Annotated in this window: 28 protein-coding genes; 10 read left to right on the top strand and 18 right to left on the bottom strand. The window is 63.9% G+C overall.

All coding sequences use genetic code 11. From position 1 onward, the window contains the following. Window positions 1-38: 38 nt before the first annotated feature. The 5 genes from E5221_RS26590 to E5221_RS26570 all read right to left on the bottom strand — a co-directional run bounded on the left by E5221_RS26590 (window position 39) and on the right by E5221_RS26570 (window position 4,536). On the bottom strand, window positions 39-290 hold the full coding sequence (locus E5221_RS26590; protein ID WP_003258518.1) for a YfhL family 4Fe-4S dicluster ferredoxin: 252 nt from the start codon (window positions 288-290) through the stop codon (window positions 39-41). A 108-nt stretch (window positions 291-398) separates the two neighbouring features. Further along, window positions 399-878, bottom strand: coding sequence for a pantetheine-phosphate adenylyltransferase (coaD, locus tag E5221_RS26585; RefSeq protein WP_003249065.1), 480 nt, complete (start codon window positions 876-878; stop codon window positions 399-401). Window positions 879-990: 112 nt separating this feature from the next. Next, window positions 991-2,589 (bottom strand): GMC family oxidoreductase, encoded by a 1,599-nt coding sequence (locus tag E5221_RS26580; protein WP_182328842.1) that lies wholly within the window; start codon window positions 2,587-2,589, stop codon window positions 991-993. 20 nt (window positions 2,590-2,609) lie between these two features. Continuing rightward, entirely contained in the window at window positions 2,610-3,095 is a 486-nt protein-coding gene (locus E5221_RS26575) for a twin-arginine translocation pathway signal protein (protein ID WP_182328843.1), read from the bottom strand. A gap of 10 nt (window positions 3,096-3,105) precedes the next feature. Further along, on the bottom strand, window positions 3,106-4,536 hold the full coding sequence (locus E5221_RS26570; protein WP_247846682.1) for a coniferyl aldehyde dehydrogenase: 1,431 nt from the start codon (window positions 4,534-4,536) through the stop codon (window positions 3,106-3,108). 151 nt (window positions 4,537-4,687) lie between these two features. Here E5221_RS26570 and E5221_RS26565 point away from each other — a divergent pair, with 151 nt between their 5' ends. Further along, a complete protein-coding gene (locus E5221_RS26565; RefSeq protein ID WP_182328845.1) occupies window positions 4,688-5,353 on the top strand; it encodes a TetR/AcrR family transcriptional regulator in 666 nt (221 codons plus the stop codon). Window positions 5,354-5,400: 47 nt separating this feature from the next. Beyond that, window positions 5,401-6,255, top strand: a complete 855-nt coding sequence (locus E5221_RS26560; RefSeq protein WP_061550306.1) for a sulfurtransferase — start codon at window positions 5,401-5,403, stop codon at window positions 6,253-6,255. Window positions 6,256-6,383: 128 nt separating this feature from the next. Here the strand turns inward: E5221_RS26560 and E5221_RS26555 are convergent, their stop codons facing one another. The 6 genes from E5221_RS26555 to E5221_RS26530 form a co-directional block, all read right to left on the bottom strand. Next, window positions 6,384-7,376: a hydrolase gene (locus tag E5221_RS26555; RefSeq protein ID WP_061550307.1), complete on the bottom strand. Its 993-nt coding sequence runs from the start codon at window positions 7,374-7,376 to the stop codon at window positions 6,384-6,386. A 59-nt stretch (window positions 7,377-7,435) separates the two neighbouring features. Next, window positions 7,436-8,836, bottom strand: coding sequence for a pitrilysin family protein (locus E5221_RS26550; RefSeq protein ID WP_061550308.1), 1,401 nt, complete (start codon window positions 8,834-8,836; stop codon window positions 7,436-7,438). After that, window positions 8,833-10,092, bottom strand: coding sequence for a pitrilysin family protein (locus tag E5221_RS26545; RefSeq protein WP_247846681.1), 1,260 nt, complete (start codon window positions 10,090-10,092; stop codon window positions 8,833-8,835). Before E5221_RS26545 ends, E5221_RS26550 begins: the two co-directional genes overlap by 4 nt. A 158-nt stretch (window positions 10,093-10,250) precedes the next feature. Continuing rightward, the gene (gene rsmD / locus E5221_RS26540) at window positions 10,251-10,853 is read right to left on the bottom strand and encodes a 16S rRNA (guanine(966)-N(2))-methyltransferase RsmD (protein WP_061550310.1); all 603 of its coding nucleotides are present in this window, start codon (window positions 10,851-10,853) and stop codon (window positions 10,251-10,253) included. Next, on the bottom strand, window positions 10,853-12,343 hold the full coding sequence (locus E5221_RS26535; RefSeq protein ID WP_247846680.1) for a pitrilysin family protein: 1,491 nt from the start codon (window positions 12,341-12,343) through the stop codon (window positions 10,853-10,855). The genes rsmD and E5221_RS26535 overlap by 1 nt, the downstream gene beginning before the upstream one ends. Further along, the gene (locus E5221_RS26530; RefSeq protein ID WP_247846679.1) at window positions 12,336-13,691 is read right to left on the bottom strand and encodes a pitrilysin family protein; all 1,356 of its coding nucleotides are present in this window, start codon (window positions 13,689-13,691) and stop codon (window positions 12,336-12,338) included. Before E5221_RS26530 ends, E5221_RS26535 begins: the two co-directional genes overlap by 8 nt. 230 nt (window positions 13,692-13,921) lie before the next feature. On the opposite strand from E5221_RS26530, the gene ftsY reads away from it, so the two are divergent. From ftsY to rpoH, 4 genes are all read left to right on the top strand, one after another. Further along, window positions 13,922-15,448: a signal recognition particle-docking protein FtsY gene (gene ftsY / locus E5221_RS26525; RefSeq protein ID WP_247846678.1), complete on the top strand. Its 1,527-nt coding sequence runs from the start codon at window positions 13,922-13,924 to the stop codon at window positions 15,446-15,448. A gap of 2 nt (window positions 15,449-15,450) precedes the next feature. Continuing rightward, window positions 15,451-16,122, top strand: a complete 672-nt coding sequence (gene ftsE / locus E5221_RS26520; protein ID WP_013974630.1) for a cell division ATP-binding protein FtsE — start codon at window positions 15,451-15,453, stop codon at window positions 16,120-16,122. After that, entirely contained in the window at window positions 16,119-17,141 is a 1,023-nt protein-coding gene (ftsX, locus tag E5221_RS26515; protein WP_013974629.1) for a permease-like cell division protein FtsX, read from the top strand. The genes ftsE and ftsX overlap by 4 nt, the downstream gene beginning before the upstream one ends. A 111-nt stretch (window positions 17,142-17,252) precedes the next feature. Next, a complete protein-coding gene (gene rpoH, locus E5221_RS26510) occupies window positions 17,253-18,107 on the top strand; it encodes an RNA polymerase sigma factor RpoH (RefSeq protein ID WP_003249083.1) in 855 nt (284 codons plus the stop codon). Window positions 18,108-18,289: 182 nt separating this feature from the next. On the opposite strand, the gene mtgA is transcribed toward rpoH, so the two are convergent. Next, window positions 18,290-19,000 (bottom strand): monofunctional biosynthetic peptidoglycan transglycosylase, encoded by a 711-nt coding sequence (mtgA, locus tag E5221_RS26505; protein ID WP_247847769.1) that lies wholly within the window; start codon window positions 18,998-19,000, stop codon window positions 18,290-18,292. 64 nt (window positions 19,001-19,064) lie between these two features. Here mtgA and E5221_RS26500 point away from each other — a divergent pair, with 64 nt between their 5' ends. The 4 genes from E5221_RS26500 to trmB all read left to right on the top strand — a co-directional run bounded on the left by E5221_RS26500 (window position 19,065) and on the right by trmB (window position 21,320). After that, window positions 19,065-19,436, top strand: coding sequence for a DUF423 domain-containing protein (locus tag E5221_RS26500; protein ID WP_013974627.1), 372 nt, complete (start codon window positions 19,065-19,067; stop codon window positions 19,434-19,436). Between the two features lie 103 nt (window positions 19,437-19,539). After that, entirely contained in the window at window positions 19,540-19,740 is a 201-nt protein-coding gene (gene thiS, locus E5221_RS26495) for a sulfur carrier protein ThiS (RefSeq protein ID WP_003257817.1), read from the top strand. A 53-nt stretch (window positions 19,741-19,793) separates the two neighbouring features. After that, on the top strand, window positions 19,794-20,588 hold the full coding sequence (locus tag E5221_RS26490; RefSeq protein ID WP_015272152.1) for a thiazole synthase: 795 nt from the start codon (window positions 19,794-19,796) through the stop codon (window positions 20,586-20,588). A gap of 9 nt (window positions 20,589-20,597) precedes the next feature. Beyond that, window positions 20,598-21,320 (top strand): tRNA (guanosine(46)-N7)-methyltransferase TrmB, encoded by a 723-nt coding sequence (trmB, locus tag E5221_RS26485; protein WP_013974624.1) that lies wholly within the window; start codon window positions 20,598-20,600, stop codon window positions 21,318-21,320. A gap of 797 nt (window positions 21,321-22,117) precedes the next feature. On the opposite strand, the gene E5221_RS26480 is transcribed toward trmB, so the two are convergent. Genes E5221_RS26480 through E5221_RS26455 form a run of 6 tightly spaced genes read right to left on the bottom strand, consistent with a single transcriptional unit; the run spans window position 22,118 to window position 26,443 of the window. After that, a complete protein-coding gene (locus E5221_RS26480; RefSeq protein ID WP_003257821.1) occupies window positions 22,118-22,444 on the bottom strand; it encodes a DUF3392 domain-containing protein in 327 nt (108 codons plus the stop codon). 9 nt (window positions 22,445-22,453) lie between these two features. Continuing rightward, window positions 22,454-23,629: a radical SAM family heme chaperone HemW gene (gene hemW, locus E5221_RS26475; RefSeq protein ID WP_085587715.1), complete on the bottom strand. Its 1,176-nt coding sequence runs from the start codon at window positions 23,627-23,629 to the stop codon at window positions 22,454-22,456. Beyond that, on the bottom strand, window positions 23,626-24,222 hold the full coding sequence (rdgB, locus tag E5221_RS26470) for an RdgB/HAM1 family non-canonical purine NTP pyrophosphatase (RefSeq protein WP_003257822.1): 597 nt from the start codon (window positions 24,220-24,222) through the stop codon (window positions 23,626-23,628). The genes hemW and rdgB overlap by 4 nt, the downstream gene beginning before the upstream one ends. Next, window positions 24,219-24,653 carry a DUF4426 domain-containing protein gene (locus tag E5221_RS26465; protein ID WP_003257823.1) on the bottom strand — a complete coding sequence of 145 codons (435 nt, stop codon included), beginning with the start codon at window positions 24,651-24,653 and terminating at the stop codon, window positions 24,219-24,221. The genes rdgB and E5221_RS26465 overlap by 4 nt, the downstream gene beginning before the upstream one ends. A 22-nt stretch (window positions 24,654-24,675) precedes the next feature. After that, a complete protein-coding gene (metW, locus tag E5221_RS26460) occupies window positions 24,676-25,296 on the bottom strand; it encodes a methionine biosynthesis protein MetW (protein ID WP_039612534.1) in 621 nt (206 codons plus the stop codon). Between the two features lie 7 nt (window positions 25,297-25,303). After that, window positions 25,304-26,443 (bottom strand): homoserine O-acetyltransferase, encoded by a 1,140-nt coding sequence (locus E5221_RS26455; RefSeq protein WP_013974620.1) that lies wholly within the window; start codon window positions 26,441-26,443, stop codon window positions 25,304-25,306. Between the last annotated feature and the right edge of the window lie 21 nt (window positions 26,444-26,464).

The raw sequence follows: 26,464 nt of genomic DNA, 5'->3' as shown, positions 1-26,464 counted from the left end.
CAAGGCCGCTCCTACAGGTACAGCGTAGGGCCGAGCGATCAGTCCTTGCCAGTAATCCGGCGGTACTTGGCCATCAGCTCTTCTTCGGTTTCCGGGTGCGCTTCATCCAGCGGGATGCAATCGACCGGGCAGACCTGCTGGCATTGCGGCTCGTCGTAATGGCCTACGCACTGGGTGCACAGGTTAGGGTCGATCACGTAGATCTCTTCGCCTTGGGAGATGGCCTCGTTCGGGCACTCGGGTTCGCAGACGTCGCAGTTGATGCAATCGTCGGTGATGATCAGGGACATGGGGACTCCGGCCGGGGCTCCGCGCCCGGGCATGTTCAACGCAGTGGGCACAATTGTGCCGCATTCGCGCCCGCAGTGCACGCGGGCGCGATGATCAGCCGCTAAAGGTTATTTCTTGAAGCGTTCAGTCAGCGCATCGGCCACCACTGGGTGGACGAACTTGCTGATATCACCACCCAGCGCGGCAATTTCCCGGACCAGGGTCGAGGAAATGAACGAATAACGCTCCGAAGGCGTGAGGAACAGGCTCTCGACATCAGGGGCCAGTTGCCGGTTCATGTTCGCCAGCTGAAACTCGTACTCGAAGTCGGACACCGCACGCAGGCCACGCAGGAAGACGTTGGCGCCCTGCTCCTTGGCGAAATGCGCCAGCAGGGAGGAGAAGCCGATGACTTCGACATTGGGCAGGTGCTTGGTGACCTCACGGGCGAGCTCCACCCGTTGTTCCAGCGGGAACAGCGGGTTTTTCTTCGGGCTGGCCGCCACCGCGATGATCACGTGGTCGAACAGCCGCGAGGCGCGCTCGACCAGGTCGCCATGGCCTTTGGTAATGGGGTCGAAAGTACCCGGGTACAACACTCGGTTCATCGCGTCATCCTGGCTGGAGTGCGTTGGGGAGTCGGATGGTAGCGCAGCGACGGCGCCCCGGCCAAGTCATGCGGCCGGCTGACGGCACTATAGACAGGGGGCCTGTTCCTTGTCATGCACTGTGTGCCAGGCGGGCGACCAGTGCTTCGGTGAGCCTGGCACTGATGGCATACACTGACAGTTGCGGGTTGGCGCCGATGCTGGTGGGGAACAGTGAGCCATCGTGAACCGACATGTTTTCCAGTTGGTGATGGCGGCCCAGGCTGTCGCATACCGCCTGGCGCGGGTCGTCGCCAAGGGCGCAGCCACCCATCACGTGAGCGCTGCCCAGGCGCGTGCGGAACGGCTCCAGGCGCAACTTGTCGATCATGGCCAAGGCGTGTTCCAGGCGGGACGCGGCGCTGGCATCGCTGTGCACGGGGGTGACCTGGGTGGCACCAGCGGCGAACTGGATCTGCGCCATGCTGCGATAGGCGCGGCGCAGGCCGTCGCGCAGGTAATCGGTGACCGGGTAATCAAGCACCGGTGAGCCATCGCCGCGCAGCTCCACGGTCCCGCCCTGGCTTTGCGGGTGGAAGCCGTCACGCAGCAGCGCCAGCATCACGTGGGTATGTGGCAGCTCGGTCATGCGCTGGGCATTCTCGTGGCCATGCCCGCCCAGCAGCGTGCTGGCCAGGGCCGGGTGCAGCGGTGGCACCTCCAGCTTGTAGCCAATCGGGCCATCGTTGCCGCCTTGCCATTGGAAGTGGTCGCTGTAGATGGACTGTGGGGCGCCGTAGTAGGGGTCGATACGGTCGTTGAAGCGTGCTGCGCTGAAGTTGACCAGGTGCAGGAAGGTCCGTTTGCCCAGGCGGCCATGCGGGTCGGGCGCGTCGGAACGCAGCAGCAGGGCCGGGCTGTTGATGCCGCCACCGGCAAGGATGTAGTGACGCGCGCGAACGCGGACCTGCCGGCCTGTGGTGTGTATGCCCTGGCTATCCAGCGCCTGGCATGACAGGCCCTGGATACGCTCGCCGTTGTGCTCGAAGCGCTCGGCCCGAGCCAGGTACAGCAGCTCGCCGCCCTGTTCGAGGGTGGCGGGAATACGCGTTACCAGCATCGACTGCTTGGCATTCACCGGGCAACCCATGCCGCAGTAGCCCAGGTTCCAGCAGCCGCGCACGTTGCGCGGGATCACCGCCCAGCGGTAGCCCAGCTGTTCGCAGCCACGGCGCAGTACGTCGTTGTTGGCGTTCGGTGGCAGGGCCCAGGGGGTGATGTCCAGTTCCTGCTCGATGCGCTCGAACCAGGGGCGCATTTGCTCCTCGCCCAGGCCGCTCACGTTGTGGGCTGCGGCCCAGTGCGCCAGGGTCTGTGGCGGCGTGCGAAAGCTCGAGGTCCAGTTGACCAGCGTGGTGCCGCCCACGGCGCGGCCCTGGAGGATGGTGATGGCGCCGTCCTTGCTCATGCGGCCCAGGCCTTCCTGGTACAGGCTGGCATAGGCTTCGTTTTCCAGCAGGTGGAAATCGTTGCTGGTCTTCAGCGGGCCTTCTTCGATCAGCAGCACCTTGAAGCCGGCAGTGCTGAGCATTTGCGCGCTGGTAGCGCCGCCGGCCCCGCTGCCGATCACGGCAACGTCGGCTTCCAGCGTGAGGTCGTGCTCCAGGCGCGACGCGTCGTGGGTGATCCAGCCGCTTTCCAGGCCTTGGCGAAACGGGTCGGGTACAGGCATTGGTGCTGCTCTTGTTGTTTTCAGATTTTCGGTGGCCCGGGGTAGCCGCAGGCGGCCCAGGATTCGGGGCGTTCGTACCAGGCCATCTGCAGCAACTGCAGCAACGAGGCGTGGCCCATGCGCAGCAGATTCAGCGAGCTGTCCTGCCAACGTTGCAGGAAGGCCGTGACCTGCGCGGCGCTGGCTCGTTCCCAGGCGCCCCAGACACCGGTCAGGGGGCCGCGGGTGAGCGGCAGGTTGAGCACGTCGAACAACTGCCGGGTGAGTTTGAGCATTTCCGGCGAAAGCGCTGCCAGTTTGTGGTCGAGGCTATGCAGCACCAGTGTCTCGGCGGCCTGGGTGCCGGCCAGTACCACCGGGATCAGCGCGCGCAACATCGGCAGATCGTCGTCCCGCAGTACCCGGTAACCCGTTGCGGCTGTCTGTGCGCTGCAGCCGACCAGGCTGGTACCGGCCAGAAAGACGCTGGCGCCAAGGCTGAAGCGCAACAGTTCGCGGCGGTGCATCTGCCGGCCCTCAGCGGATAAAAAGCTTGAAGACCAGGCGCTGCAAGGCTTTGCCATAAGGCGGGTAGACCAGCCGGGCAGCGTTGAAGCGTTGCTTGGTCAGCACCGCCTTGGCCTTGCTGAAGGTCAGGAAGCCGTCATGACCATGGTAATGGCCCATGCCTGAAGGGCCGATGCCGCCGAACGGCAAGTCGTCCTGAGCCACGTGCAGCAGGGTGTCGTTCAGGCACACTCCGCCGGAGTGGGTGTGGCGCAGCACCTGCTCCTGTGTGGCGCGGTCATAGCCGAAGTAGTACAGCGCCAGCGGGCGCGGGCGCTGGTTGATGTAGGCCAGTGCCTGCTCGAGGCTGTCGTAGGGAACCAGCGGTAGCAGCGGGCCGAAGATTTCGTCCTGCATCACCTGCATGTCATCGTTCACGCCCAGCAGCAGGTGTGGTGGCAGACGCCGGCCCTGGCGGGTTTCACCCGGGTACAGGTCAAGGACCTGCGCTCCTTTGGCGCGAGCATCGTCCAGTAAATGCTGCAAGCGCTGTAGTTGGCGCGAGTTGATGATTGCGGTGTAGTCAGGGTTGTCGGCGATGCGCGGGTATAGCCGGCGTACTGCACGCTGGTAGGCGTCGCTGAAGGCCTCCAGACGCTCGCGTGGCACCAGCACGTAGTCGGGGGCGACGCAGGTCTGGCCGGCGTTTAGGGTCTTGCCGAAGGCAATGCGCTCGGCGGCGCTGTCCAGCGGTACGTCGGCCGAGACTATGGCTGGCGACTTGCCACCCAGCTCCAGGGTGACGGGGGTCAGGTTGTGCGCCGCAGCCAGCATTACCTTGCGCCCCACGCTGGTGGCGCCGGTGTACAACAGGTGATCGAACGGCAGGCGGGCAAAGGCCTGGCCTATCTCGATCTCGCCGAGCACCACGCTGACCAGATCGGTGGGGAACACTTGCTCAAGTAGTTGTTTCAGCGCCAGGCCAGTGGCAGGCGTGGCCTCGCTGAGCTTGAGCATGACCCGATTACCTGCGGCCAGAGCACAGGTCAGGGGGCCGATGGCAAGGAGCAGCGGGTAATTCCACGGCACGATGACGCCGACCACGCCCAGGGGTTGGTACCGCACATGCGCGCTGGCCGGCTGGAAGGCCAGGCCGACCCTGCGCCGGCTGGCGCGCATCCAGCGCCGCAGGTGTTTTTCGGCGTGGCGCAGGCCTTGCACCGAGGGCAGCAGCTCGGCCAGCAGGGTTTCGTCGGCGCTGCGCCCTTCAAAGTCGTGGCCGATTGCCTCGATCAGTTCGGCCTGGCTGGCCAGCAAGGCTTCCCGCAGGCTTTTCAGCCATTGACGCCGCTGCGCAGCTGGTGGCAGTGGGTTGCCGGCAAAGGCCTGGCGTTGGGTGGCGAACGTCGCCGCAAGGTCGAGGTCGAATTGCACAGGGGGCAAGGCACTGGGCGAGTTCATGGCGGCTCCGAGTCCGAGCAGGAAATCACTAGAGCCTATACTCTAATTTGTACCATGGTGCGAATTTTTCCGCTTTATCGAGCGGTGCACTCCACCGCCAATACGCCGTAAGATGCCCCTTTGTTGAAGGCCCGCAGACTGGGAGCTGAGCATGGCCCCGCGCATGAAGACCCGAGAGCGCATCGTGCAGAACAGCCTGGAGCTGTTCAACCAGCAGGGCGAACGCAGCGTCAGTACCAACCACATTGCCGCGCACATGGAAATTTCGCCCGGCAACCTGTATTACCACTTCCCCAACAAGCAGGCGATCATCGCTTTGCTGTTCAGTCAGTACGAAGAACTGGTGGACAGCTTCCTGCGCCCGCCGCAAGGCCGTGCGGCGACCGTGGAGGACAAGCGCTTCTACCTGAAGGCGCTGCTGGCGGCGATGTGGAACTACCGTTTTCTGCATCGTGATCTGGAACACCTGCTGGACAGCGACCCGGAGCTGGCCGCACGTTATCGGTGCTTTTCCGAACGATGCCTGCGTCAGGGCCAGGCGATCTACCGCGGTTTCGTCGAGGCGGGCATCCTGGCCATGACACCAGCCCAGATCGAATCGCTGACCATCAATGCCTGGATCGTATTGACGTCCTGGGTACGTTTTCTCAGCACCACGCGGGAACATTCCGCGCATCTGGGTGAAGAAGCCTTCAAGCGCGGCGTCTACCAGGTACTGGTGCTGGAGCTCGGTTTCGTCACCGACAACGCCCGCAATGCGGTGGACGCCCTTTGCAAGGAATTCCATGTACCGTTCAACCAGGCCCTGGAGCACTAACCCAGGGCCTCAGTGTTATCGATAGTGCCTTCGATCAGGAGATTGTCATGCCCCTTGCGCAATTGATCACCCCGCAGCAGTTGGCCGAGCGTCTGGGCTCGCCCAAGTTGGTGATCCTCGACTGCCGCTTTGCCCTCGAGGATGTGGACTATGGCCAACGCAGCTATGCCCAGGGGCATATTGCCGGAGCGCATTTTGCCGACCTGGAGCGTGACCTCAGCGGGCCTGTGAGCAAGGGACGCACCGGGCGCCACCCATTGCCGGATGCGCGCCGGTTGGTCGAGCGCCTGCGTGAGTGGGGCCTGGACGATGACAGCGAGGTGGTGCTGTATGACGACGGCCCTGGCGCTTTTGCCGCCCGTGCCTGGTGGCTGCTGGCCTGGCTGGGCAAGCGCAGCGGTGTAGCGATCCTCGATGGTGGCCTGAAGGCCTGGCATGCGGCGCACCTGCCGCTCAGCCTGGACCCGCCGCTCAAGCGGGAAGGCACCTTCAACGGTGAGCCGGACGGCAAGCTGCTGATCGATGCCGAGCACCTGGCCAAGCGCCTGGGTAACCCAGACCTGACCTTGATCGATGCGCGTGCCTTGCCGCGCTTCCGTGGCGAAGTGGAACCGATCGACCCGGTTGCTGGACATATTCCGGGGGCGCAGTGCGCGGCGTTTACCGACAACCTGGGGGCTGATGGGCGTTTTCTGCAGCCGGACCAGCTAAAACAGCGCTTTGCCGAAAAGCTGGCCGGGCGGGCGCCGGAGCAGTTGGTGGCGTATTGCGGGTCAGGGGTGACGGCGTGTCATAACCTGTTTGCCCTGGCGTTGGCCGGGTACCCGCTGGGCAAGCTGTATGCCGGGTCGTGGAGTGAGTGGATCAACGATCCGCAGCATGGCGTAGCCACTGGCGAGTAAGCAGGCCCGGCCTCATCGCCGGCAAGCCAGCTCCCACAGGTACACCACTGTCCATCAGGCCTATACCACACCTGTGGGAGCTGGCTTGCCGGCGATGAGGCCGGTGCTGCCAATGAAAACCGCAGCTCCTATTGACCCTCCACCAGCCACTGTGGAATCCGCCGCTCCAGGTAATAGCCCGGGTTGCGCAGGCTGCCATCGACAAAGCCCACATGGCCGCCGCGGCTGTGCAGTTCGAAGCGGGTTTGCGGCGCCAGTTCGCGGGCTGTTGGCAGGCTGTGGCCGGAGACGAAAGGGTCATCGCTGGAGTGGATGATCAGCGTCGGCGTGCGGTTCTGGCCGAGGAAGAAATGACTCGATGAGCGGCGGTAGTAGTCGTGTGCATCGCGAAAACCGTTCAGCGGTGCGGTGACCTTGCCGTCGAAATCCCAGAACGTGCGCAGGTTGCCCAACGGCCCCAGCCGTTGCAGCGTCGCCAGCCCTTCATGCTGGCCCTTGTCGTGGAAGTGCCGCTGCTTGAGCTGCACATAAGCCAGCATCTCGCGCATGAAATGCGCCTGGTACACCTTTGAAAAGCCCTGGCCGATGCGGTCGGCGCAGTGATCCAGGCGAAACGGCACCGACACTGCCACCGCAGCCTGCAACTGGCTGGCGACACCGCTTTCGCCAAGGTATTTCAGCAGCACATTGCCCCCCAGCGAATACCCCACCGCATACAACGGCGCCAACGGGCGCTGGGCGCGCAGGTGGCTGACGATTTCGGCCAGGTCTTCGCTGGCACCGGAATGGTAGCTGCGTGGCAACAGGTTGGGCTCGCCCGAGCAACCGCGCCAGTTCACCGCCACGCTGGCCCAGCCGCGGCCTTGCAGCGCTTGCTGCAAACCTTTGACGTAGGGCGAGTGGGAGGAGCCGGTCAAACCGTGCAGGACCAGCACCAACGGCGCGTGGGGCTGGTGCGGGCCGTGCCAGTCCAGGTCGATGAAGTCGCCATCGGCCAGCCATAGCCGCTCGCGGTTGCGCTGCAGCTCTGGCAGTTTTCGCCACAATGGCCCCCACAAGGTTTGCAAGTGGGGGTTGGCAAGGCCGAGGGCTGGACGGAACGTTGCGCTGGGGCTGGGCATGTGGGCGACTCATGTTGTGCGTGCCTAGAATGCCATGGAAAAACCCCGATGTACCTGCGCTATTGGTCGTCCTTCATTGTTTCCGGCAGTGGCAGCTGCATTGACTCGGGGCCTACGGTCACCAGCACTTGCGTCGCGTTGCCCAACCACACCTGCCCGGCTTCACGCAGGTTCGCAGGCGTGAGCGACTGCAGCCTGTCAAGAAAAGTGGCAAGGTGATCGCCTGGCAGCCCTTGGTGGCTGTAAGTCGCAAGTGCTCTGGCCAGTTTGGCGCTGTCTGCAAGGTCGTGATGCAGCTTGGCCGCAATTTCGTTCACAGCGATGTCGCATTCTGCCTGGCTGGGGCCTCGTTCGCGCAGGCACGCGACAATCCCCGACACCAGGGCCGCTGCCGCATCGCGGTACTGCGGGGCGATGTCCCAATGAATTTGCAGCAGGCATGCCGCATCCAGCGGGTTGAGGTCGGAGTAGATGGCGTAGGTCAGGCTGCGCAGGGTTCGCAACTCTTGCGTCAGGCGTGATTCATAGCTGGTGCCAAGTATCACGTTGAGTAGCGTCAAAGCCGGAAATAGCGGGCTGCTTGGCGAAGCTTTCGAGGACAGAGTCAACAGCGACCGTGTGGCGCTGCCGGCGGCGGCCAGGTGCTGCACGAGTGGCGGGTGTTCGGGGAGTGGCGGCGGGGCCGCGGCGGCCCACTCCTGCGGCAGGGCACGGGTGAGTTCGTCGATCAGTTGCTCCGCGTCTTCCCGGCTCAGGTCCCCCACCAGGCCAATATCCAGATTGTTCGCCGAGTAAGCCTTCTGGTGGAAGCCCCTGATCTGCTCGATTTTGACGGGACCACTGGCTGTCGTGGTGGCGCTGGCAGCGTACGGATGATCACGGAAAACATGAGCCATCGTGGTGTTGGTAAGCCGTACCAGGGGGTGACTGCCCTGTCTGACCCGGTTGAAAGCGAGCCGCTCCCGGATTTTCGCTACATCAGGCTCCCTGAAAGCAGGGCGTGCAAGCATCTGGGTGAACAGCTGCATCACGCTGGTGCGTATTGTGGGCAAGCTCAGGCAGCGGAGTGTGATGACGGCACTGTCATCGGTGATCCTCCTGCCGAGGATGGCCCCGTACCCGGCTAACTGCTCGGCAAACTGGGCTGCATCGAGTTCACCAGTCCCTTGGTCGAGGCTGTACAGGGTGACTGCGGCCAGGCCCGGGTTCGCCCCGTCAAGCACATTGCCAGCACGAAAACGCAAGGCCAGGTCGAACATCGGGCGTTCATGATCTGCGATGAAGCTGACCTTTGTGCCGCTGGTGGTTTGCCAGCACGTGGCTGCGGCTTGCAAGGGCGGTACCTGGCCAAGCTCTATTTCCTTGGCCGATTGAAGGTTGGCCATGGCCTCCAAGGCGGTGTCGGTGGCTGGGCCGTCGCAAAGCGTCGGTCGGGTGGTCGTCAAATTGTCTGGGCTCATGCTTGTGCTCCCGGCTGAAGGTAGGTCGTGGTCAGCCGTTCGCGCCCCAGGTAGGCAACTGCTACCTGTTGCACTGTCGCACTGTCGAGGTTCTGGATAAGAGGGCCGTCTTCGTCAATTACCGAGGCCGGCAAACCGGCTGCGGCTGCGGCGCCCAACTCGCCTGCCTGGGAAGTGAGCGCGTCAAGGTTGAACAGCCGTCGGGCGAGCATGCGTAACTTGGCGCGCTGCAGATCTTCTTCCGGCAAGGCAACACTACGCAGCGCCTGCACATGCTCGTAAATAGCTTGGGCAGCGTCCTCCGGTGTGGTGTGGCTGGTGTTCACATAGGCTGAGATCGTCAACAGCGTGTCGCCACGCACCAAGGGCTCGTAGGACACCCGTACGCCTGTAAGCAGGCGCTTGTCCCGTACCAGGTCGCTGTACAGCCTGGAGCTGAAGCCTACGCCAAGCAGGTCGCAAAGCAGGCTCAGGGCAAGCGATGTGCTGGCGTCGGGGGCTGTTGCTCGGCCTGGAACATTGAAGGACATGAACAGCCCCTCGCGTAGCCCTGGCAGACTTACGGTGTGGCTGCGGGCCTTCAGTCGAGCGTCATGGCGTGGGACCGGTCGGGCGGCGAGGGGTGTTTTCGGCACGCCGGCGAAGTAACGTGCCACCTGCTGCCGGAGCGTTGGCAGGTCAACACTACCGACCACCACAAGCGTTGCGTTGTTTGGCTGGTACCAGGTCCTGTACCAGGTTCGCAGCGCTGCCAAGTCGATGCCGTGCAGGTCTGCCGGATCACCGAAGCTCGGGCCTGCATAGGCGCTGTCGCCATGTGCCAGGGCGTTATGCTGCTCGTACGCTTGCTGGTCAGGTTGGACGTCCAGCTTGAGCCGGCGCTCATCTTCTACCGCCTTTATCTCCCTCTCCATTTCAGCTTTGCCGAAGGAAGCGGTGCTCATGGCATCGGCCATGATCTCCAGCGCTATGGGCAGGCGGCTGGCCGGTAGCGAGATTTCAAAAGAGGTGGCATCCAGGTGGGTGGTGGCATTAGCGCTGCCGCCTAAGCGTGCAATCACCCGGCTGTATTGGTCGGCGGGGATTTTGCTGCTGCCTGCGAAAATCAGGTGCTCCAGAAGGTGTGACAGGTTGGTGTGGCCGGCAGGCTCATGGCTTGAGCCTATGTGATACCAAAGCTGGACCGCGGCCAGAGAGGTCTTGTGGTTTTCTCGCAAGTAGACGGACAGGCCGTTTTCCAGCGTGAAGTGCTGCAATGCCGAGGTAATGGGGCAGGCCAGGGCGGCAAGCCCCGCAGAGACCTGGCCCAGGTCGGGTGGTGACGCAGGTGATGGTAAGGTCATCGCTGAAGTGCTCTGGTTGGTGTAAACCCGAACAGCTTCAGCGACAAGGGTGCTGCACCTGCTTTACATAATTAGCCCCGCTGCCAGAGTGCGTAATGCACCTGGCCGGTCTTTTTCTCGCGATGCAGGCGCCAGTTACCTGGCAGTTGCAAGGTCGACGGTGCAGCCTCGCTTTCTGTGTAGACCCACGCCTGCTCGCGCAGCCACTGGTTCTGTTCCAGCAGTTTGCAGGTGTCGGCCAGCAGGTCCTGGTGGAACGGTGGGTCCAGGAACACCACATCGAACTGCTGCTTGGCTGGGCCTTGCAGATAACGCAGGGCGTCGGTCTGCAGGATTTGCCCGCGCGGGCAGCGCAGGATCTCGAGGTTGTTCTTCAGGTTGGCGATGGCCGCCGGGTTGCTGTCCAGCGCGACCGCGTCCTCGGCCCCGCGGGACAGGGCTTCGAGCACCAGGGCACCGCTGCCGGTGAAGGCGTCCAGAACGCGGGCACCCTCGATATAGGGGGCCAGCCAGTTGAACAGGGTTTCCCGCACTCTGTCAGGCGTTGGCCGCAGGCCTTCGCCTTCCGGCACCGCCAGACGTCGGCTGCGCCACTCGCCGGCGATGATGCGCAGGTGGCCCTGGCCCTTGCTGTGGCCCGGTTGTGGGCGGGCGGTAGGGGTGGATCTTGGCATTAGTGCTCCGGTACCCCGAGCGGCTGCTCGGAGGGCTTGTCAGTAGGGGCTGGCAGCGGTTTTTGCGGCACTTTCGGGCCAGCGGTGACGATCACCAGTTTATCGGCTGACAGGTGTTTGTTCATGGCCGTCCTTACCTGCTCGACGGTGAGGGCCTGGGACTGCTGCATGAAGTCCTCCAGCCAGGTCAGCGGCAGGTTGTAGAAGCCAATGGCACCCAGTTGGCCGACGATGCTGGCGTTGCTGGCATTGGACAGCGGGAAGCTGCCGGCCAGTTCGCGCTTGGCATCGTCCAGTTCTTGCTGGGTGGGACCGGTCTTGAGGTAGTCGGCGAGAATGTCCTGCACCAGCTTGAGCGTGCCTTCGCTGAGTTCGGCGCGGGTCTGCAGGTTGATCATGAACGGGCCGCGTACTTGCATCGGGCTGAACACCGAGTACACGCCGTAGGTCAGACCGCGCTTTTCACGTACCTCGCTCATCAGCCGGGTGCCGAATGCACCGCCGCCGAGGATCTGGTTACCCAGTGACAGGGCCGGCCAGTCCGGGTCCTGGCGGTCGATGCCGAGCTCGGCCAGCATCAGGTGAGTCTGCTTGGACGGGAAGTCGATGTGGGTCAAGCCTGCCTTGGCTTCGCCGGGTTGCGCAGGTGAGGCCAGCGCGGGGCCTTTGGGCAGACCGGCTGACACTTGGGCGGCGATGGCTTCGGCCTCGGCGCGGCTGAGGTCGCCGACCAGGGCGATGACTGCGTTGCCGCTGGTGTAGGCCTTGGCGTGGAAGGCGCGCAGCTGTGCCAGGGTGATGCCACTGATGCTTTCGGCGGTGCCGTCGCTCGGGTGGGCGTAGGGGTGGTCGCCGTAAAGCTTGGCGAACAGGGCCTTGCCAGCGACCTTGCCGGGGTTCTGCTTTTCATACTCGAAGCCGGCCAGCATCTGGTTCTTGATGCGCTTGAGGGCGTCTTCGGGGAAGGTCGGCTTGCCGGCCACCTCGGCGAACAGCTTGAGCGCCGGTTCGCGCTTGTCCTTGGCGCTGAGGCTGCGCAGCGAGGCCACGGCCATATCGCGGTAGGAGCCGTTGCCAAAGTCGGCACCCAGGCCCTCGAAGCCTTCGGCGATGGCAGTCACATCCTTGCCGGCTATGCCCTCGTTGAGCATGGCGTTGGTCAGGGCAGCCAGGCCTGGCGTTCCGCCATCCTGGCTGCTGCCGGCGGCGAAGGTGATGCGCAGGTCGAACATCGGCAGTTCGCGAGCCTCGACGAACAGTACCCGGGCACCTTCGGCGGTGTTCCAGTGCTGGATGTTCAACTGGCGCCGGCTGGGCGCCTTGCCATCCAGCTCGGCCAGCGACTGCAAGGTGTTGGCCGGGCGTGCCGCGTTGCTGTCGGCCTTGGCGGCGTTGTCGGCCATGGCCGGGGCGGCCAGCACCGCCGCCAGCGCCAGGGCGCGGATGCCCGTGGCCAGCAGGGTTGGGCGGGGTGCGCGGTGATCACTCATGAGCGGACTCCTCGGGCAATACATGGGCAACGCTCAGGCGTTCGCGGGTGAAGTAGGTGCGCGCGGCGTTCTGGATGTCCTGCGGGGTCACGCGCTTGAGCTCGTCCAGCTCGCTGTCGATCAGCTTCCAGGACAGGCCGACGGTTTCCAGCTGGCCGATGGTAGTGGCCTGGCTGCTGATGGAGTCGCGGTCGTAGACCAGGCCGGCAATGACCTGGGCGCGTACGCGCTCCAGCTCTTCGGCGCTGGGCGGGGTGGTCTTGAGCTCCTCAAGCAGCTGCCAGATGCCTTGCTCGACATCGGCGAGGGTTTTTTGATTCTGCACGTTCGGCGTGGCCGAGATCAGGAACAGGCTGTCGCCGCGGGTGAAGGCGTTGTAGCTGGACGAAGCGCCGGCCACCAGTTCCTGGCCGCGTTCCAGGCGTGCCGGCATGCGGGCGCTGTAGCCGCCGTCGAGCAATGCCGAGATCAGGCGCAGGGCATGCACCGTACGCGGATCCTTGGCGGTGGGCAGGCCAGGTACGTTGAAACCGTAGATCAGGCTCGGCAACTGGGTGCGCACGTGCAGCGTTAGCTGGCGCTGGCCTGGTTGGGCCAGCTCGAGCGGCAACTTGGCCGGTGGCACGGCGCGTTTGGGGATGCTGCCGAAGTACTTCTGCGCCAGGCCCTTGACCTCATCGACGGTGACATCGCCGACCACCACCAGGGTGGCGTTGTTGGGGGCGTACCAGGATTCGTACCAGTGGCGCAGTTCCTCGACCTTCATACGCTCCAGGTCGGCCATCCAGCCGATGGTCGGGGTATGGTAGCCGCTGGCCGGGTAGGCCATGGCGCGGAACAGCTCGAACGCCTTGGAGTTGGGCTGGTCGTCGGTGCGCAGGCGGCGTTCTTCCTTGATCACCTCGATTTCGCGGCTGAATTCGTCAGCGGGCAGGCGCAGGCTGGCCAGGCGGTCGGCCTCCAGCTCCAGGGCCACCGGCAGTCGGTCGCGGGCCAGCACCTGGTAATAGGCGGTGTAGTCGTCGCTGGTGAAGGCGTTTTCTTCGGCGCCAATGTCACGCAGGATGCGCGAGGCCTCGCCGGGGCCGACCTTGGCGCTGCCCTTGAACATCATGTGTTCCAGCGCGTGGGACAGGCCGGTCTGGCCAGGGGTTTCGTAGCTGGAGCCAACCTTGTACCAGATCTGCGAGACCACCACCGGGGCGCGGTGGTCCTCGCGCACGACTACTTTCAGGCCGTTGTCGAGGATGAATTCGTGGGTGGGTTGCACATCGGCGGCGAAGGCCGCGAGCGGCAGGCAGAGCGTGCCGAGCAACAGGCCAGCGGCGCGGCGGGCTAGAGCATTCATACGGTGTTTAACCTGTTCGGCGGCCCGCTGGTTTAGCGTCGGCGGGCCAGGAGGTGCTAGGATACTGATCCGGTTGCCTGGCGACCATGCCTGTCGCCGTTCTGGCCCGCAGGACACTAAGACAAAACGTTGCGCATGAACCAGCCGGCTTCAAGATAGTCTGTTCTGCGTAGAGAGAATTCCCGATGCGCCATAGCTGGCCCATCGCTACCCTGAGATAGCCGTCTTCCATGTTTGGTTCCAACGACGACAAAAAAGCGCCAGCCGAGGCTGGTGAGAAGAAAGGCCTGTTCAGCTGGTTTCGCAAGAAGCCGCAGCAACCTGTGGCAACGGGCGTGCCCGCGAATGAACCCCCAGCCGTCGAGCAGCCTGCAGCCGCTCCGGTCGAAGGGGCTACCGCCGAAGCGCCACAGGCCCCTGAACCCGTTCAGGCCCCTGCGGCCCCACAGCTGACAGAACCGCAGCAGGTCGTCGCACCCGTCCAATCCCCGGTGGTCGAGGCCCCTGTCCCCGAACCGGTTGCTTCCCAACCGTTGCAGGCCCCTGAACCCGAGCCGGTCGCGTCCCAGCCGCTGGTGGCACCTGCACCGCAGCCGGTCGCGTCCATGCCCTTGCAGGCGGCCCCGGTCGAGCCAGCCCCTGTCGAGGCGGCCCCGGTCGTCGAGCCGGTCGCGCCGGTCAGCAACCTGGTGCTGCCGGTTGCCGAAGAGCCCGTGGCCCTGGTGCCGGATCTGGAGCCGAAAGCGCCGCCCGCCATCCCGGAACGCCCTGCACCAGAGCCTGCGGCCCCTGTGGCTGCAGCCCCGGTCGCCACGCAGGCCGAGCAGGCCAAGCCGGGCTTCTTCGCCCGCCTCAAGCAGGGCCTGTCGAAGACCAGCGCCAGCATCGGCGAGGGCATGGCCAGCCTGTTCCTGGGCAAGAAAGTCATCGATGACGACCTGCTCGACGAAATCGAAACCCGGCTGCTGACTGCCGACGTTGGTGTGGAAGCCACTTCCACCATCGTCCAGAACCTGACCCAGAAGGTTGCCCGCAAGCAGCTGGCCGACGCCGATGCCCTTTACAAGTCGCTGCAGGAAGAACTGGCTGCGCTGCTGCGCCCGGTCGAGCAGCCGCTGGTGGTACAGGCGCAGAACAAGCCCTATGTGATCCTGGTGGTCGGTGTGAACGGCGCCGGCAAGACCACCACCATCGGCAAACTGGCCAAGAAGCTGCAGCTCGAAGGCAAGAAAGTGATGCTGGCTGCTGGCGACACCTTCCGTGCCGCTGCGGTCGAGCAACTGCAGGTGTGGGGCGAGCGTAACCAGATCCCGGTGATCGCCCAGCACACTGGCGCCGACTCCGCTTCGGTGATCTTCGATGCCGTACAGGCCGCCAAGGCCCGTGGCGTCGACGTGCTGATCGCCGACACCGCTGGCCGCCTGCACACCAAAGACAACCTGATGGAAGAGCTGAAGAAAGTCCGCCGGGTCATCGGCAAGCTCGACGCCGAAGCGCCACACGAGGTGCTGCTGGTGCTCGATGCCGGCACCGGCCAGAACGCCATCAGCCAGGCCAAGTACTTCAACCAGAGCGTCGAACTGACCGGCCTGGCCCTGACCAAGCTGGACGGCACTGCCAAGGGCGGGGTGATCTTCGCCCTGGCCAAGCAGTTCAAGCTGCCGATCCGCTTCATCGGTGTCGGTGAAGGCATCGACGACCTGCGTACCTTCGAAGCCGAGCCGTTCGTCAAGGCTCTGTTCGCCGAGCGAGACTGAACATGATCCGATTCGAACAGGTTGCCAAGCGCTATCCCAATGGTCATGTGGGTTTGCATGAGCTGAGTTTCCGGGCGCGCCGGGGCGAATTCCTGTTCGTCACCGGCCACTCGGGCGCGGGCAAGAGCACCTTGCTGCGCCTGCTGCTGGCCATGGAGCGCCCGACCAGCGGCAAGCTGATGCTGGCCGGGCAGGACCTGGGCCAGATCAGCAACTCGCAGATCCCGTTCCTGCGTCGGCAGATCGGCGTGGTGTTCCAGAACCACCAGCTGTTGTTCGACCGCACGGTGTTCAACAACATCGCCTTGCCGCTGCAGATTCTCGGCCTGTCCAAGGCCGAGGTCGCCAAGCGCGTGGACTCGGCGCTGGAGCGAGTGTCGCTGGCCGACAAGGGCGAGCTGTTCCCGGCCGACCTGTCCACCGGGCAGCAGCAACGGGTGGGCATCGCCCGCGCCATCGTTCACCAGCCAGCCCTGCTGCTGGCCGACGAACCCACCGGTAACCTCGACCCGCGCCTGGCCGCGGAGATCATGGGGGTGTTTGAGGACATCAACCGCCTGGGTACCACGGTATTGATCGCCAGCCACGACCTGGCACTGATTGCGCGCATGCGTCACCGCATGCTGACCTTGCAGCGCGGCCGCTTGATCGGCGATGGGGAGGCCGGGCAATGAGCACTACACGTACGCCGAAGGTTTCCGAGCGGGTTGCGCCGAAACCGGCCGACCCGCAACCGGCGAAGAAAAAGCACGACGACGATGACGGCCCGGATTTCCGCACGCTGCTGCATGCCTGGCTGGAAAGCCACCGTGCCAGCATGGCCGACAGCCTGCGCCGGCTGGGCAAGCAGCCGATCGGCAGCTTCTTCACCTGCCTGGTGATGGCGGTGGCGCTGAGCATGCCCATGGGCCTGTCATTGCTGCTGAAGAACGTCGAGAAGCTTGGCGGCTCGTGGCAGCGCGCCGCACAGATCTCGCTATACCTCAAGCTCGATGCCGGTAGCCGCGAAGGCGAGGCGCTGCGCGACGAGATCAAGGGCATGCCCGGCGTGGCCGACGCTCAGTATGTCAGCCGCGAGCAGGCGCTGGAGGAGTTCCAGCAACAGTCCGGCCTGGGCGAAGCTCTGCGTGAACTGCCTGACAACCCGCTGCCCGGCGTAGTGGTGGTGACCCCGACCGAAGTCGACAAGCCGGCCCTGGAAGCCTTGCGTCAGCGCCTGTCGGAGCTGCCGCGGGTGGAAGTGGCGCAACTCGACCTGGTATGGGTCGAGCGCCTGGCGGCCATCCTCAAACTGGGTGACCGCTTCGTCTTCGGCCTGGCCGTGATGCTGATTTCTGCCCTGCTGTTAGTAATCGGTAACACAATTCGTCTACATATTGAAAACCGCCGTACCGAGATCGAAGTGATCAAGCTGGTCGGTGGTACAGACGCCTACGTACGCCGGCCTTTCCTTTACATGGGCGCACTGTATGGCCTGGGTGCAGGGGTGATTGCTTGGGGTATCCTGGCGTTTGGCCTGAACTGGCTGAACGAGGCGGTGGTAGGGCTTTCCGGGCTGTACGGCAGCGACTTCGCCCTGGGTGGGGTGCCGGCGTCCGATGGTCTGTCGCTCTTGATCGGAGCGGTGCTGTTGGGGTATATCGGTGCATGGATCGCAGTGGCCCGCCATCTGAACGAGCTGGCGCCGCGATAGTTTTTACGTGCCAGCATTGACAAATTATTCACCATGGAACTTGTACCGTCGTTCCAGGTCAATGTTGGCAGCGCCCACAAGGCGCGAGTTCTGTAAGTCGGAGGTTCTTGAATGACCACATCGTTGCAACCTGCCTATGCCCTGGTACCTGGTGCAAACCTGGAAGCCTACGTGCACACGGTCAACAGCATCCCGCTGCTGACTGTCGAGCAGGAGCGTGATCTGGGCGAGCGTCTCTATTATGAGCAGGATGTCGAGGCCGCTCGTCAAATGGTGATGGCCCACCTGCGTTTCGTCGTACATATCGCCCGTAGCTATGCCGGCTACGGGTTGGCCCAGGCCGACCTGATCCAGGAAGGCAACGTCGGCCTGATGAAAGCCGTCAAGCGCTTCAACCCGGAAATGGGCGTGCGCCTGGTGTCGTTCGCCGTGCACTGGATCAAGGCAGAGATCCACGAGTTCATCCTGCGCAACTGGCGCATCGTCAAGGTGGCCACCACCAAGGCCCAGCGCAAGCTGTTCTTCAACCTGCGCAGCCAGAAGAAACGTCTGGCCTGGCTGAACAACGACGAAGTGCACCGCGTGGCGGAAAGCCTGGGCGTGGAGCCACGTGAAGTGCGCGAGATGGAAAGCCGCCTCAGCGGCCAGGACATGGCCTTCGACCCGGCAGCGGAAGCTGACGACGACAGTGCCTTCCAGTCGCCTGCGCATTACCTGGAAGACCACCGTTACGACCCGGCGGTGCAGCTGGAGGATGCCGACTGGAGCGACAACTCCACCAGCAACCTGCACGAAGCATTGCAAGGGCTGGACGAGCGTAGCCGCGACATTCTCTACCAGCGCTGGTTGGCGGAAGAGAAGGCCACGTTGCATGAGCTGGCGGACAAGTACAGCGTTTCGGCTGAGCGGATTCGCCAGCTGGAGAAGAATGCGATGAACAAGGTCAAGGCGCTGATCGCGGCCTGATCGAGCCCTGACAGCAAGGAAAAGCCGCTGGCCCGCATAGGGTTAGCGGCTTTTTTTTGGCCGGGGGATTTTGGGGCCGCTTTGCGGCCCTTTCGCGACACAAGGCCGCTCCTACAAGAGACTGCGATCCCCTGTAGGAGCGGCCTTGTGTCGCGATGGGCTGAGCAGCAGCCCCAAAAGGCTCAAAGTTTGCGCGAAGTGTCGAGCTGCATCAGGTAGCTGGGCCCACCCAACTGGCTCATCTGCCGGCGAATCCAGCCGGCACGGCTGGCCACATAGGCGCTCGGCCGGCTGGCGCTCCACTTGATCGGGCTCGGCAGCACCGCCGCCAGCTGCGCCGCCTGCTGGCGGCTAAGCCGGTTGGCATCGACGCCAAAGTGGTAGCGCGCTGCCGCCTGGGCGCCAAACACACCTTTGCCCCATTCGGCACTGTTCAGGTAGACCTCGAGAATCCGCTCCTTCGACCAGAACAGCTCGATCAACGCAGTGAACCAGGCCTCCAGGCCTTTGCGGAACCAGCTGCGCCCGGACCACAGGAACAGGTTCTTGGCCACCTGCTGGGTCAGGGTGCTGGCACCGCGAATGCTGCCGCCGCGCTCGTTGTAGGCCAGCGCTGCCTGGATGGCCGGGATGTCGAAGCCCCAGTGGTTGGCGAACTTCTGGTCCTCGCCGGCAATGACCGCGACCTTGAGGTCGTCGGAGATGTTCTCCCACGGCTCCCAGTCGCGCTGCAGGTCGATCGGCTCGCCATTCACCCAGGACTGCACCTTGCGCTCCACCATCAACGCCGTACCGGGTGGTGGGATCCAGCGGAACACCAGTACCAGCACGATGCTGCCGGCAGCGAACCAGAGCAGGGCGCGAGAGAGGCGGCGGAGAAGGGTTGGCAGCATGGCGATGGCTTGGCCGTACGGGTGGAAGGGGCCATTATACAGACCCGATCCAAGGAGTCGTCCCATGCTTCGCAGCTTCCTGATGCTTGCCGCCTTTTTCGGCTTCACCGGTGTCGCCCTGGGCGCTTTCGCCGCCCACGGCCTGAAAAGCCGGCTGACGGCCGACTACCTGGCGATCTTCCAGACTGGTGTGACCTACCAGTTGGTACATACCCTGGCCATCTTCGCTGTCGCCGTGCTTTCGGTGCACCTGCCAGGGCGCCTGGTCGGCTGGGCTGGCGGCCTGTTTGCCCTGGGGATAGTGCTGTTCTCCGGTAGCCTGTACCTGCTGACCCTCAGCGGCCTGGGCAAGCTCGGCATCATCACCCCGCTTGGTGGCCTTTGCTTCCTGGCCGGCTGGCTGTGCCTGGGCCTGGCAGCCTGGCGGCTCGGTTGACCGAGTGGTCCACAATCGCGACTAATGGCGTGCAGCGCCCTTGGGTTGCAGGGCGGTTCAGCGCTAGAATGCGGGCCCCCAAAGAACAATGGTGGCCGTGCGCATGCGCATTCAACTGAACGGTGAACCTTACGAATTGCCCGCTGGCGAAAGTGTCGCGGCCCTGCTGGCCCGCCTGGAGCTGACCGGGCGCCGCGTCGCGGTGGAACTGAACCTGGATATCGTGCCGCGTAGCCAGCACGACAGCACGCTGTTGAACGACGGCGATCAGGTCGAAGTGGTCCACGCCATCGGTGGCGGCTGATTCTGGCCGGCGATTCACCTGCAAGCCCAGCAACCTTTTCCCGAGGAACAACCATGAGCAACGTTCGTAGCGACAAGCCCTTCACCCTGGCCGGGCGTACTTTCCAGTCGCGCCTGCTGGTCGGTACCGGCAAGTACCGTGACATGGAAGAAACCCGCCTGGCCATCGAAGCCTCGGGTGCCGAGATCGTCACCGTAGCCGTGCGCCGCACCAACATTGGCCAGAACCCGGGCGAGCCGAACCTGCTCGATGTGCTGCCACCGGACCGCTATACCATCCTGCCGAACACTGCTGGCTGCTACGACGCGGTCGAAGCCGTGCGCACCTGCCGCCTGGCCCGCGAATTGCTGGATGGCCACAATCTGGTCAAGCTGGAAGTACTGGCCGACCAGAAAACCCTGTTCCCCAATGTGATCGAAACCCTCAAGGCCGCCGAAGTGTTGGTCAAAGACGGTTTCGATGTGATGGTCTACACCAGCGATGATCCGATCATCGCCCGCCAGTTGGCCGAAGTCGGCTGCATTGCGGTCATGCCGCTGGCTGGCCTGATCGGTACCGGCCTGGGTATCTGCAACCCCTACAACCTGCAGATCATCCTGGAAGAGTCCAAGGTGCCAGTGCTGGTGGATGCTGGTGTGGGTACTGCGTCCGACGCCACCATCGCCATGGAAATGGGCTGCGAAGCTGTGCTGATGAACTCGGCCATCGCCCACGCCCAGCAGCCGGTGCTGATGGCCGAGGCCATGAAGCACGCCATCGTCGCCGGTCGCATGGCCTACCTGGCCGGCCGTATGCCGAAGAAACTCTATGCCAGCGCCTCTTCGCCGCTGGATGGTCTGATCAAGTAAGAGCCCCTGATGACTGAATCGCACGATACGCCGATCACCCCCGACGGCGAAGCCCGCCCGCACCGCCGCATCAAGAGTTTCGTGATGCGCGCCGGGCGCATGACCGAAGGCCAGCAACGTGGCCTGGAGCAGGGCGGCCCGCTGTACATCCTGCCGCTGGCCGACAGCCCGGTGGACTACGACCAGGTGTTCGGCCGCTCGGCGCCGCGCACCCTGGAGATCGGCTTCGGCATGGGCCATTCCCTGCTGGAAATGGCTGCTGCCGCGCCTGAACAGGACTTCATCGGTGTGGAAGTACACCGCCCGGGTGTTGGTGCGCTGCTCAACGGCGTGCTGACCCAGGGCCTGAAGAACCTGCGGGTATATGACTGCGATGCCATCGAAGTGCTGAACCGCTGCGTGGCGGACAACAGCCTCGACCGCCTGATGCTGTTCTTCCCCGACCCATGGCACAAGGCGCGCCACCACAAGCGCCGCATCGTCCAGCTGGAGTTCGCCGAACTGGTACGGCGCAAGCTCAAGCCCGGTGGCGTGTTCCACATGGCCACCGACTGGGAACCGTATGCGGAGTACATGCTGGAAGTGATGAGCGCTGCCCCGGGCTATCGCAACCGTGCGGCCGACGGTACTTACGTGCCACGGCCGGAAGAACGCCCGATCACCAAGTTCGAGCGCCGCGGCGAGCGGCTGGGGCATGGGGTTTGGGATTTGAAGTTCGAGAAGGTGGATTGACCGGCTGATACGGCCTTTCGATTTGCCGATGCCTGCAGAAATGCAGGCGAAAAAAAACCGCCTTTGAAAGGGCGGTTTTTTATGTGAGCAACAGGACTGAGTATCCTTCGCTCTGAGGTTTCACAGAAAACCCTCACACAGTTGGCTGATCATAGGCAGCGTAGCGGGGGAACGTCAATGCTCAGAAATATCCGGCATCACGTGTGTCGGAGCGGTTAACAGTCTTGGGTGAGCATTCCAAGTATCATCGCGCTGCTCCTGTGTGGATGAAATCAGTGATGGGCCGGGTAGGAGAAGAATTCTGCTTTCCGGCCCCTTCGACACGGCCTGAGAACCGTGCCGGTGCACCTCTCGAAGGGCCATTGACCTGGCCACTTCACAGAAGACTCTCACACAGTTTTTGAAGGCATCGAAGTACCGGTTAGATGCTGGAAGATTGGCCCGCCAACACGGAGGCCAAGGCATATGAAGCGTTTGCTTGATGCGCTGAGCCGCGTTTGGACGTTCATCCGGATCTTGACTGTGCTCAAGACCGTTCGGGACTTCATGCGCGATCACTTCGATGATGCCCAGTAAGGGCTAGTCAGGTGGTAGGGCTGCCCTGGTTCTCCGGGGCAGCTTTTACAACCCATCTCTGTACTCGCCAGATTACGCGGTCATTGTAGGAGCGGCCTTGTGTCGCGATGGGCCGCGTAGCGGCCCCAGGATGTCAGCGGTGAGGCAGCAATTGCTGGGGCCGCTTTGCGGCCCATCGCGACTCAAGGCCGCTCCTGCAAGGTTCAGTGCAAGGCCGTGGCTCAGCCCCGTCGATCCGCCACCACCCCGATCAGCACCAGTACCACCAGCAGCACCGGCGCCAGCGCGTAGTTGTTGAACTGGCTCAGCCCTTTCACCACCCAAGGCGTGGCATAGATCAGCGCCGCACCGCTGCCGATCATCACCAACAAGGCCATGAACGGTACGCGCAGGGCGCCCGCCAGGCCGCCCAGGCGTTGTTCGACCCAGCCCTTGATATCGGTGCCGAACAGCACCAGCAGGCAGCCTACCAAGGCCAGTGAAATCTCCGACAGGTTGCTGCGGCTCCAGCGAGAAACCGTCGCGAGCAGATCAAGTACCAGATCCATGGGTCATCCTTAGGTCAAGAAATACTGCAGCAGGTCATTGAGGAACAACTGGCCCCTCGGCGTGGCCACCAGCCGATCCGGTTCGACCTGCAAAAGGCCCTTTTGTTCGGCCGCGCGGCGTGCCTCGCGCAGTTGTGCCAGCGGCAAACCGGTGCGTTGGGTGAACAGTTCGGCTTCCACTCCATCGGTCAGGCGCAGGGCGTTCATCAGGAACTCGAACGGTAGCTCGTCGACTGGCAGCAGCTTTTCGCCGGCCTTGAACGGCTTGGCCAGGTTCAGGTAGTCCTTGGGCAGGCGGGTCTTCCAGGTGCGCAGGATGCGCCCATCGGCGAAGGTCAGCTTGCCGTGGGCACCAGCGCCGATGCCGATGAAGTCGCCAAAGCGCCAGTAGTTGAGGTTGTGCCGGGCAGCGCGCCCCGCTTGGGCATAGGCCGAGACTTCGTACTGGCGGAAGCCGTGTTCGGCCATCAGTGCCTGGCCGGCCTCTTGGATATCCCAGAGGATGTCGTCCTCGGGCAGCTCGGGTGGCTGGTTCCAGAACACCGTGTTCGGCTCCACGGTCAGCTGGTACCACGACAGGTGCGTCGGCCCCAGGTCGATGGCCTGGCGCAGGTCGCCCAGCGCGTCGTCGAGCGACTGGTCGGGCAGGCCGTGCATCAGGTCCATGTTGAAGTTGTCGAAGCCGGCGGCGCGTGCCATGCCGGCGGCGCGGACCGCTTCATCGCCATTGTGGATACGCCCCAGCGCCTGCAGTTTGGCTGGCTGGAAGCTCTGCACACCGATGGACAGACGATTGATACCGGTTTGCCGGTAGGCCTTGAACTTGTCCTGCTCGAACGTGCCCGGGTTGGCCTCCAGGGTAATTTCGATGTCCGGCGCAAACGGGATACGTTGTTCCACGCCACGCAGCAGCCGGCCAAGGGCGTCGGCACTGAACAGGCTGGGAGTACCGCCGCCGAAGAAGATCGAGCTGATCGGCCGGCCTTGCACGGCAGCCAGCTCCTGGTCGAGGTCGGTCAGCAGGGCGGCGACGTAGGCGTCTTCCGGCAGTTCAGGCCCGGCAGCGTGGGAGTTGAAGTCGCAGTAAGGGCATTTGCGTACGCACCACGGGATGTGGATGTACAGCGCCAGCGGCGGCAGGCTGGTGAAGCCCGCCGCGCCGGGGTTGGACAGCGTTTCGATCATGCCAGGCCCAGACGTTGGCGCAGCAGGGCCATGGCGCGGGCGCGGTGGCTGAGCTGGTTCTTGTCCACAGGGGCCAGGTCGGCGCTGGAGCAGCTGCGCTCCGGTACCCAGAACAGCGGGTCGTAGCCAAAGCCGTGTTCGCCACTGGCCTCGAACATGATGCGCCCGTGCCATAGGCCTTCGCACAGGATCGGCAGCGGGTCGTCGGCATGGCGCACCAGTGCCAGGACGCAGACGAACTGTGCGCCGCGCTCGGCTTCAGGCACGTCTTTCAGTGCTTCGAGCAGCTTGGCATTGTTCGCAGCGTCACCTTTGCCGTCGGCATAGCGCGCCGAGTAGATGCCCGGCGCGCCGCCGAGGAAGTCCACCGCCAGGCCCGAGTCGTCGGCCAGGGCCGGCAGGCCGGAAATGCGTGCGGCGTTGCGCGCCTTGAGGATGGCGTTCTCGACGAACGACAGGCCGGTTTCTTCCGGCTCGACCTGGCTGAACTCACCGATCGAGCGCAGTTGCACGGACGCGCCGAGCATGGCCTGGAGTTCCTTGAGTTTGCCGGCGTTGTGGCTGGCCAATACGAGTTGCTGGAAATTCATCATTCGCCTGGGAAAACGTCCTGATTGAAGCTGAGGGAGTTGCTGATGCCGCCGGTTTCGATATTCAGGTCGAAGGTGACGGTTTCTGGCTGGTCGATCTTGAACTGGGCAATGTAGTACACCGCGCCCTGTTCGGTGATCTGCTTGAACGACAGCGGGCTGCTGCGCCCGGTCAGGTCCTTGACCGTGCCGCTGACCACCGCCATGGCGGGCTTGTTGGCCTTGAGCACGGCAATGTTGAGTACGCCCTGGTTCTTGCTGCGTACCAGGCCGGTGGCTGCGGCCACCTCCGGCGTCAGCATGCTCGAGGTGAACGCGCTGTAGTGCACCGTCACGTCGCCAAACACTTCCTTGCGCTCGGGACGGGCAGCATCGGCAGCCAGTACCGGCAGGGCCAGGCACAGGCTGATCAGGAACAGGGCTAGGCGACGCATGGGGTGATTCCTCCGGTGGGCGTCAGACCGCGAGCTGATGTTCTTGCAGGCCCGGGCTGCTGACACGGTAGATGCCGATCTCACCTAGAAGATTAGGCCAAAGCCGGCCACCCCACCCGTTGCGGTGCAAGTGGTCGACTGCCAGGCGGTCAAGCACCTTGGCGCGGCGCTCGTGGCACAGCTCTTCGAAGTCGGCAAAGGTGCAGAAGTGGATGTTTGGCGTGTTGTACCAGGTGTACGGCATGAAGTCCGAAACCGGCATGCGGCCTTTGGTCGCCAGGTACCAGCGGCAACGCCAGTGGCCGAAGTTGGGGAAGGTGATGATGCACTGGCGGCCCACACGCAGCATCTCGTCGAGGATGCGGTCGGGGTACTCCACGGCCTGCAGGGCCTGGGTCATGATCACCACGTCGAAACTGTTGCTGGCGAAGTTGCCCAGGCCCTTGTCCAGGTCCTGTTCGATGACGTTGACGCCCTTGGCCACACAGGCGGCGATGTTGTCGGCGTCGATCTCCAGGCCATAGCCGGAGACCTGCTTGCGGTCGCGCAGCGAGGCCAGCAGTTCGCCGCTGCCGCAGCCCAGGTCGAGTACCCGGCTGCCGGCGGGGATCCAGTCGTGGATGATTTCCAGATCGGCTCTCATGCTGTCCTCAGATGGCAATGCGGTTCATGTAATTCGAGAAACCCTGCATGTAGCGAGGCGTGGGGATCAGGAAGGCATCGTGCCCGTAAGGCGAGTCGATCTCCAGGTAGCAGACATTCTTGCGTGCGGCCATCAGGGCGTCGACGATCTCGCGCGAACGGGCCGGGGAGAAGCGCCAGTCGGTGGTGAACGACATGATGCAGTAATCCGCCTTGACGTGGGCCAGGGTGGCTGCCAGGTCGCCGCCTTGGGCGGCGGCGGGGTCGAAGTAGTCCAGCGCCTTGGTCATCAGCAGGTAGGTGTTGGCGTCGAAGCGCCCGGAAAACTCCTCGCCCTGGTAGCGCAGGTAGCTCTCGACCTGGAATTCGACGCTGTGGAAGTCGTAGTTGAGCTTGTCGCTCTTCAGCTCGCGGCCGAATTTTTCACCCATCGAGTCATCCGACAGGTAGGTGATGTGGCCGACCATGCGCGCCAGCATCAGGCCACGCTTGGGGATCACGCCCTGGTCCTGGAACGAACCGCCGTGGAATTCGGGGTCGGTGAGGATGGCCTGGCGTGCCACTTCATTGAAAGCGATGTTCTGTGCCGACAGCTTGGGCGCCGAGGCGATGTCGACGCAATGGCGCACACGCTCGGGGTAGCTGATGGTCCACTGCAGCGCCTGCATGCCACCCAGGCTGCCACCGACCACGGCGGCCCACTGCTGGATGCCCAGGCGCTCGGCCAGGCGCACCTGGCTGTGCACCCAGTCTTCCACGGTCAGCACCGGGAAGTCAGCGCCGTAGGGCTTGCCGGTTGCCGGGTTGATGCTGCTGGGGCCGGTGCTGCCGTTGCAGCCGCCCAGGTTGTTCAGGCTGACCACGAAGAAGCGGTTGGTGTCGATCGGCTTGCCAGGGCCGATACAGCTATCCCACCAGCCCGGCTTGCGGTCGGTGGCGGCATGGTAGCCAGCGGCATGGTGGTGGCCGGAGAGGGCATGGCAGATCAGCACGGCGTTGCTCGCGCTGGCGTTCAGGGTGCCATAGGTCTCGTAGACCAGTTCGTAACTGGCCAGGGAGCGGCCGCAGGCCAGGGCCAGCGGTTCATCGAACCGGGCGGTTTGCGGTACTACCAGACCGACGGAATCTTCGGGAAAGACAGTGGACATCGACCCTGCTCACGCTTGACG

The sequence above is a fragment of the Pseudomonas sp. A2 genome, from assembly GCF_023100865.1.
Lineage (GTDB): Bacteria > Pseudomonadota > Gammaproteobacteria > Pseudomonadales > Pseudomonadaceae > Aquipseudomonas > Aquipseudomonas asiatica.
Note: the sequence above shows the minus strand (reverse complement) of the source record. Positions and strands in the feature narration are given on the sequence as shown.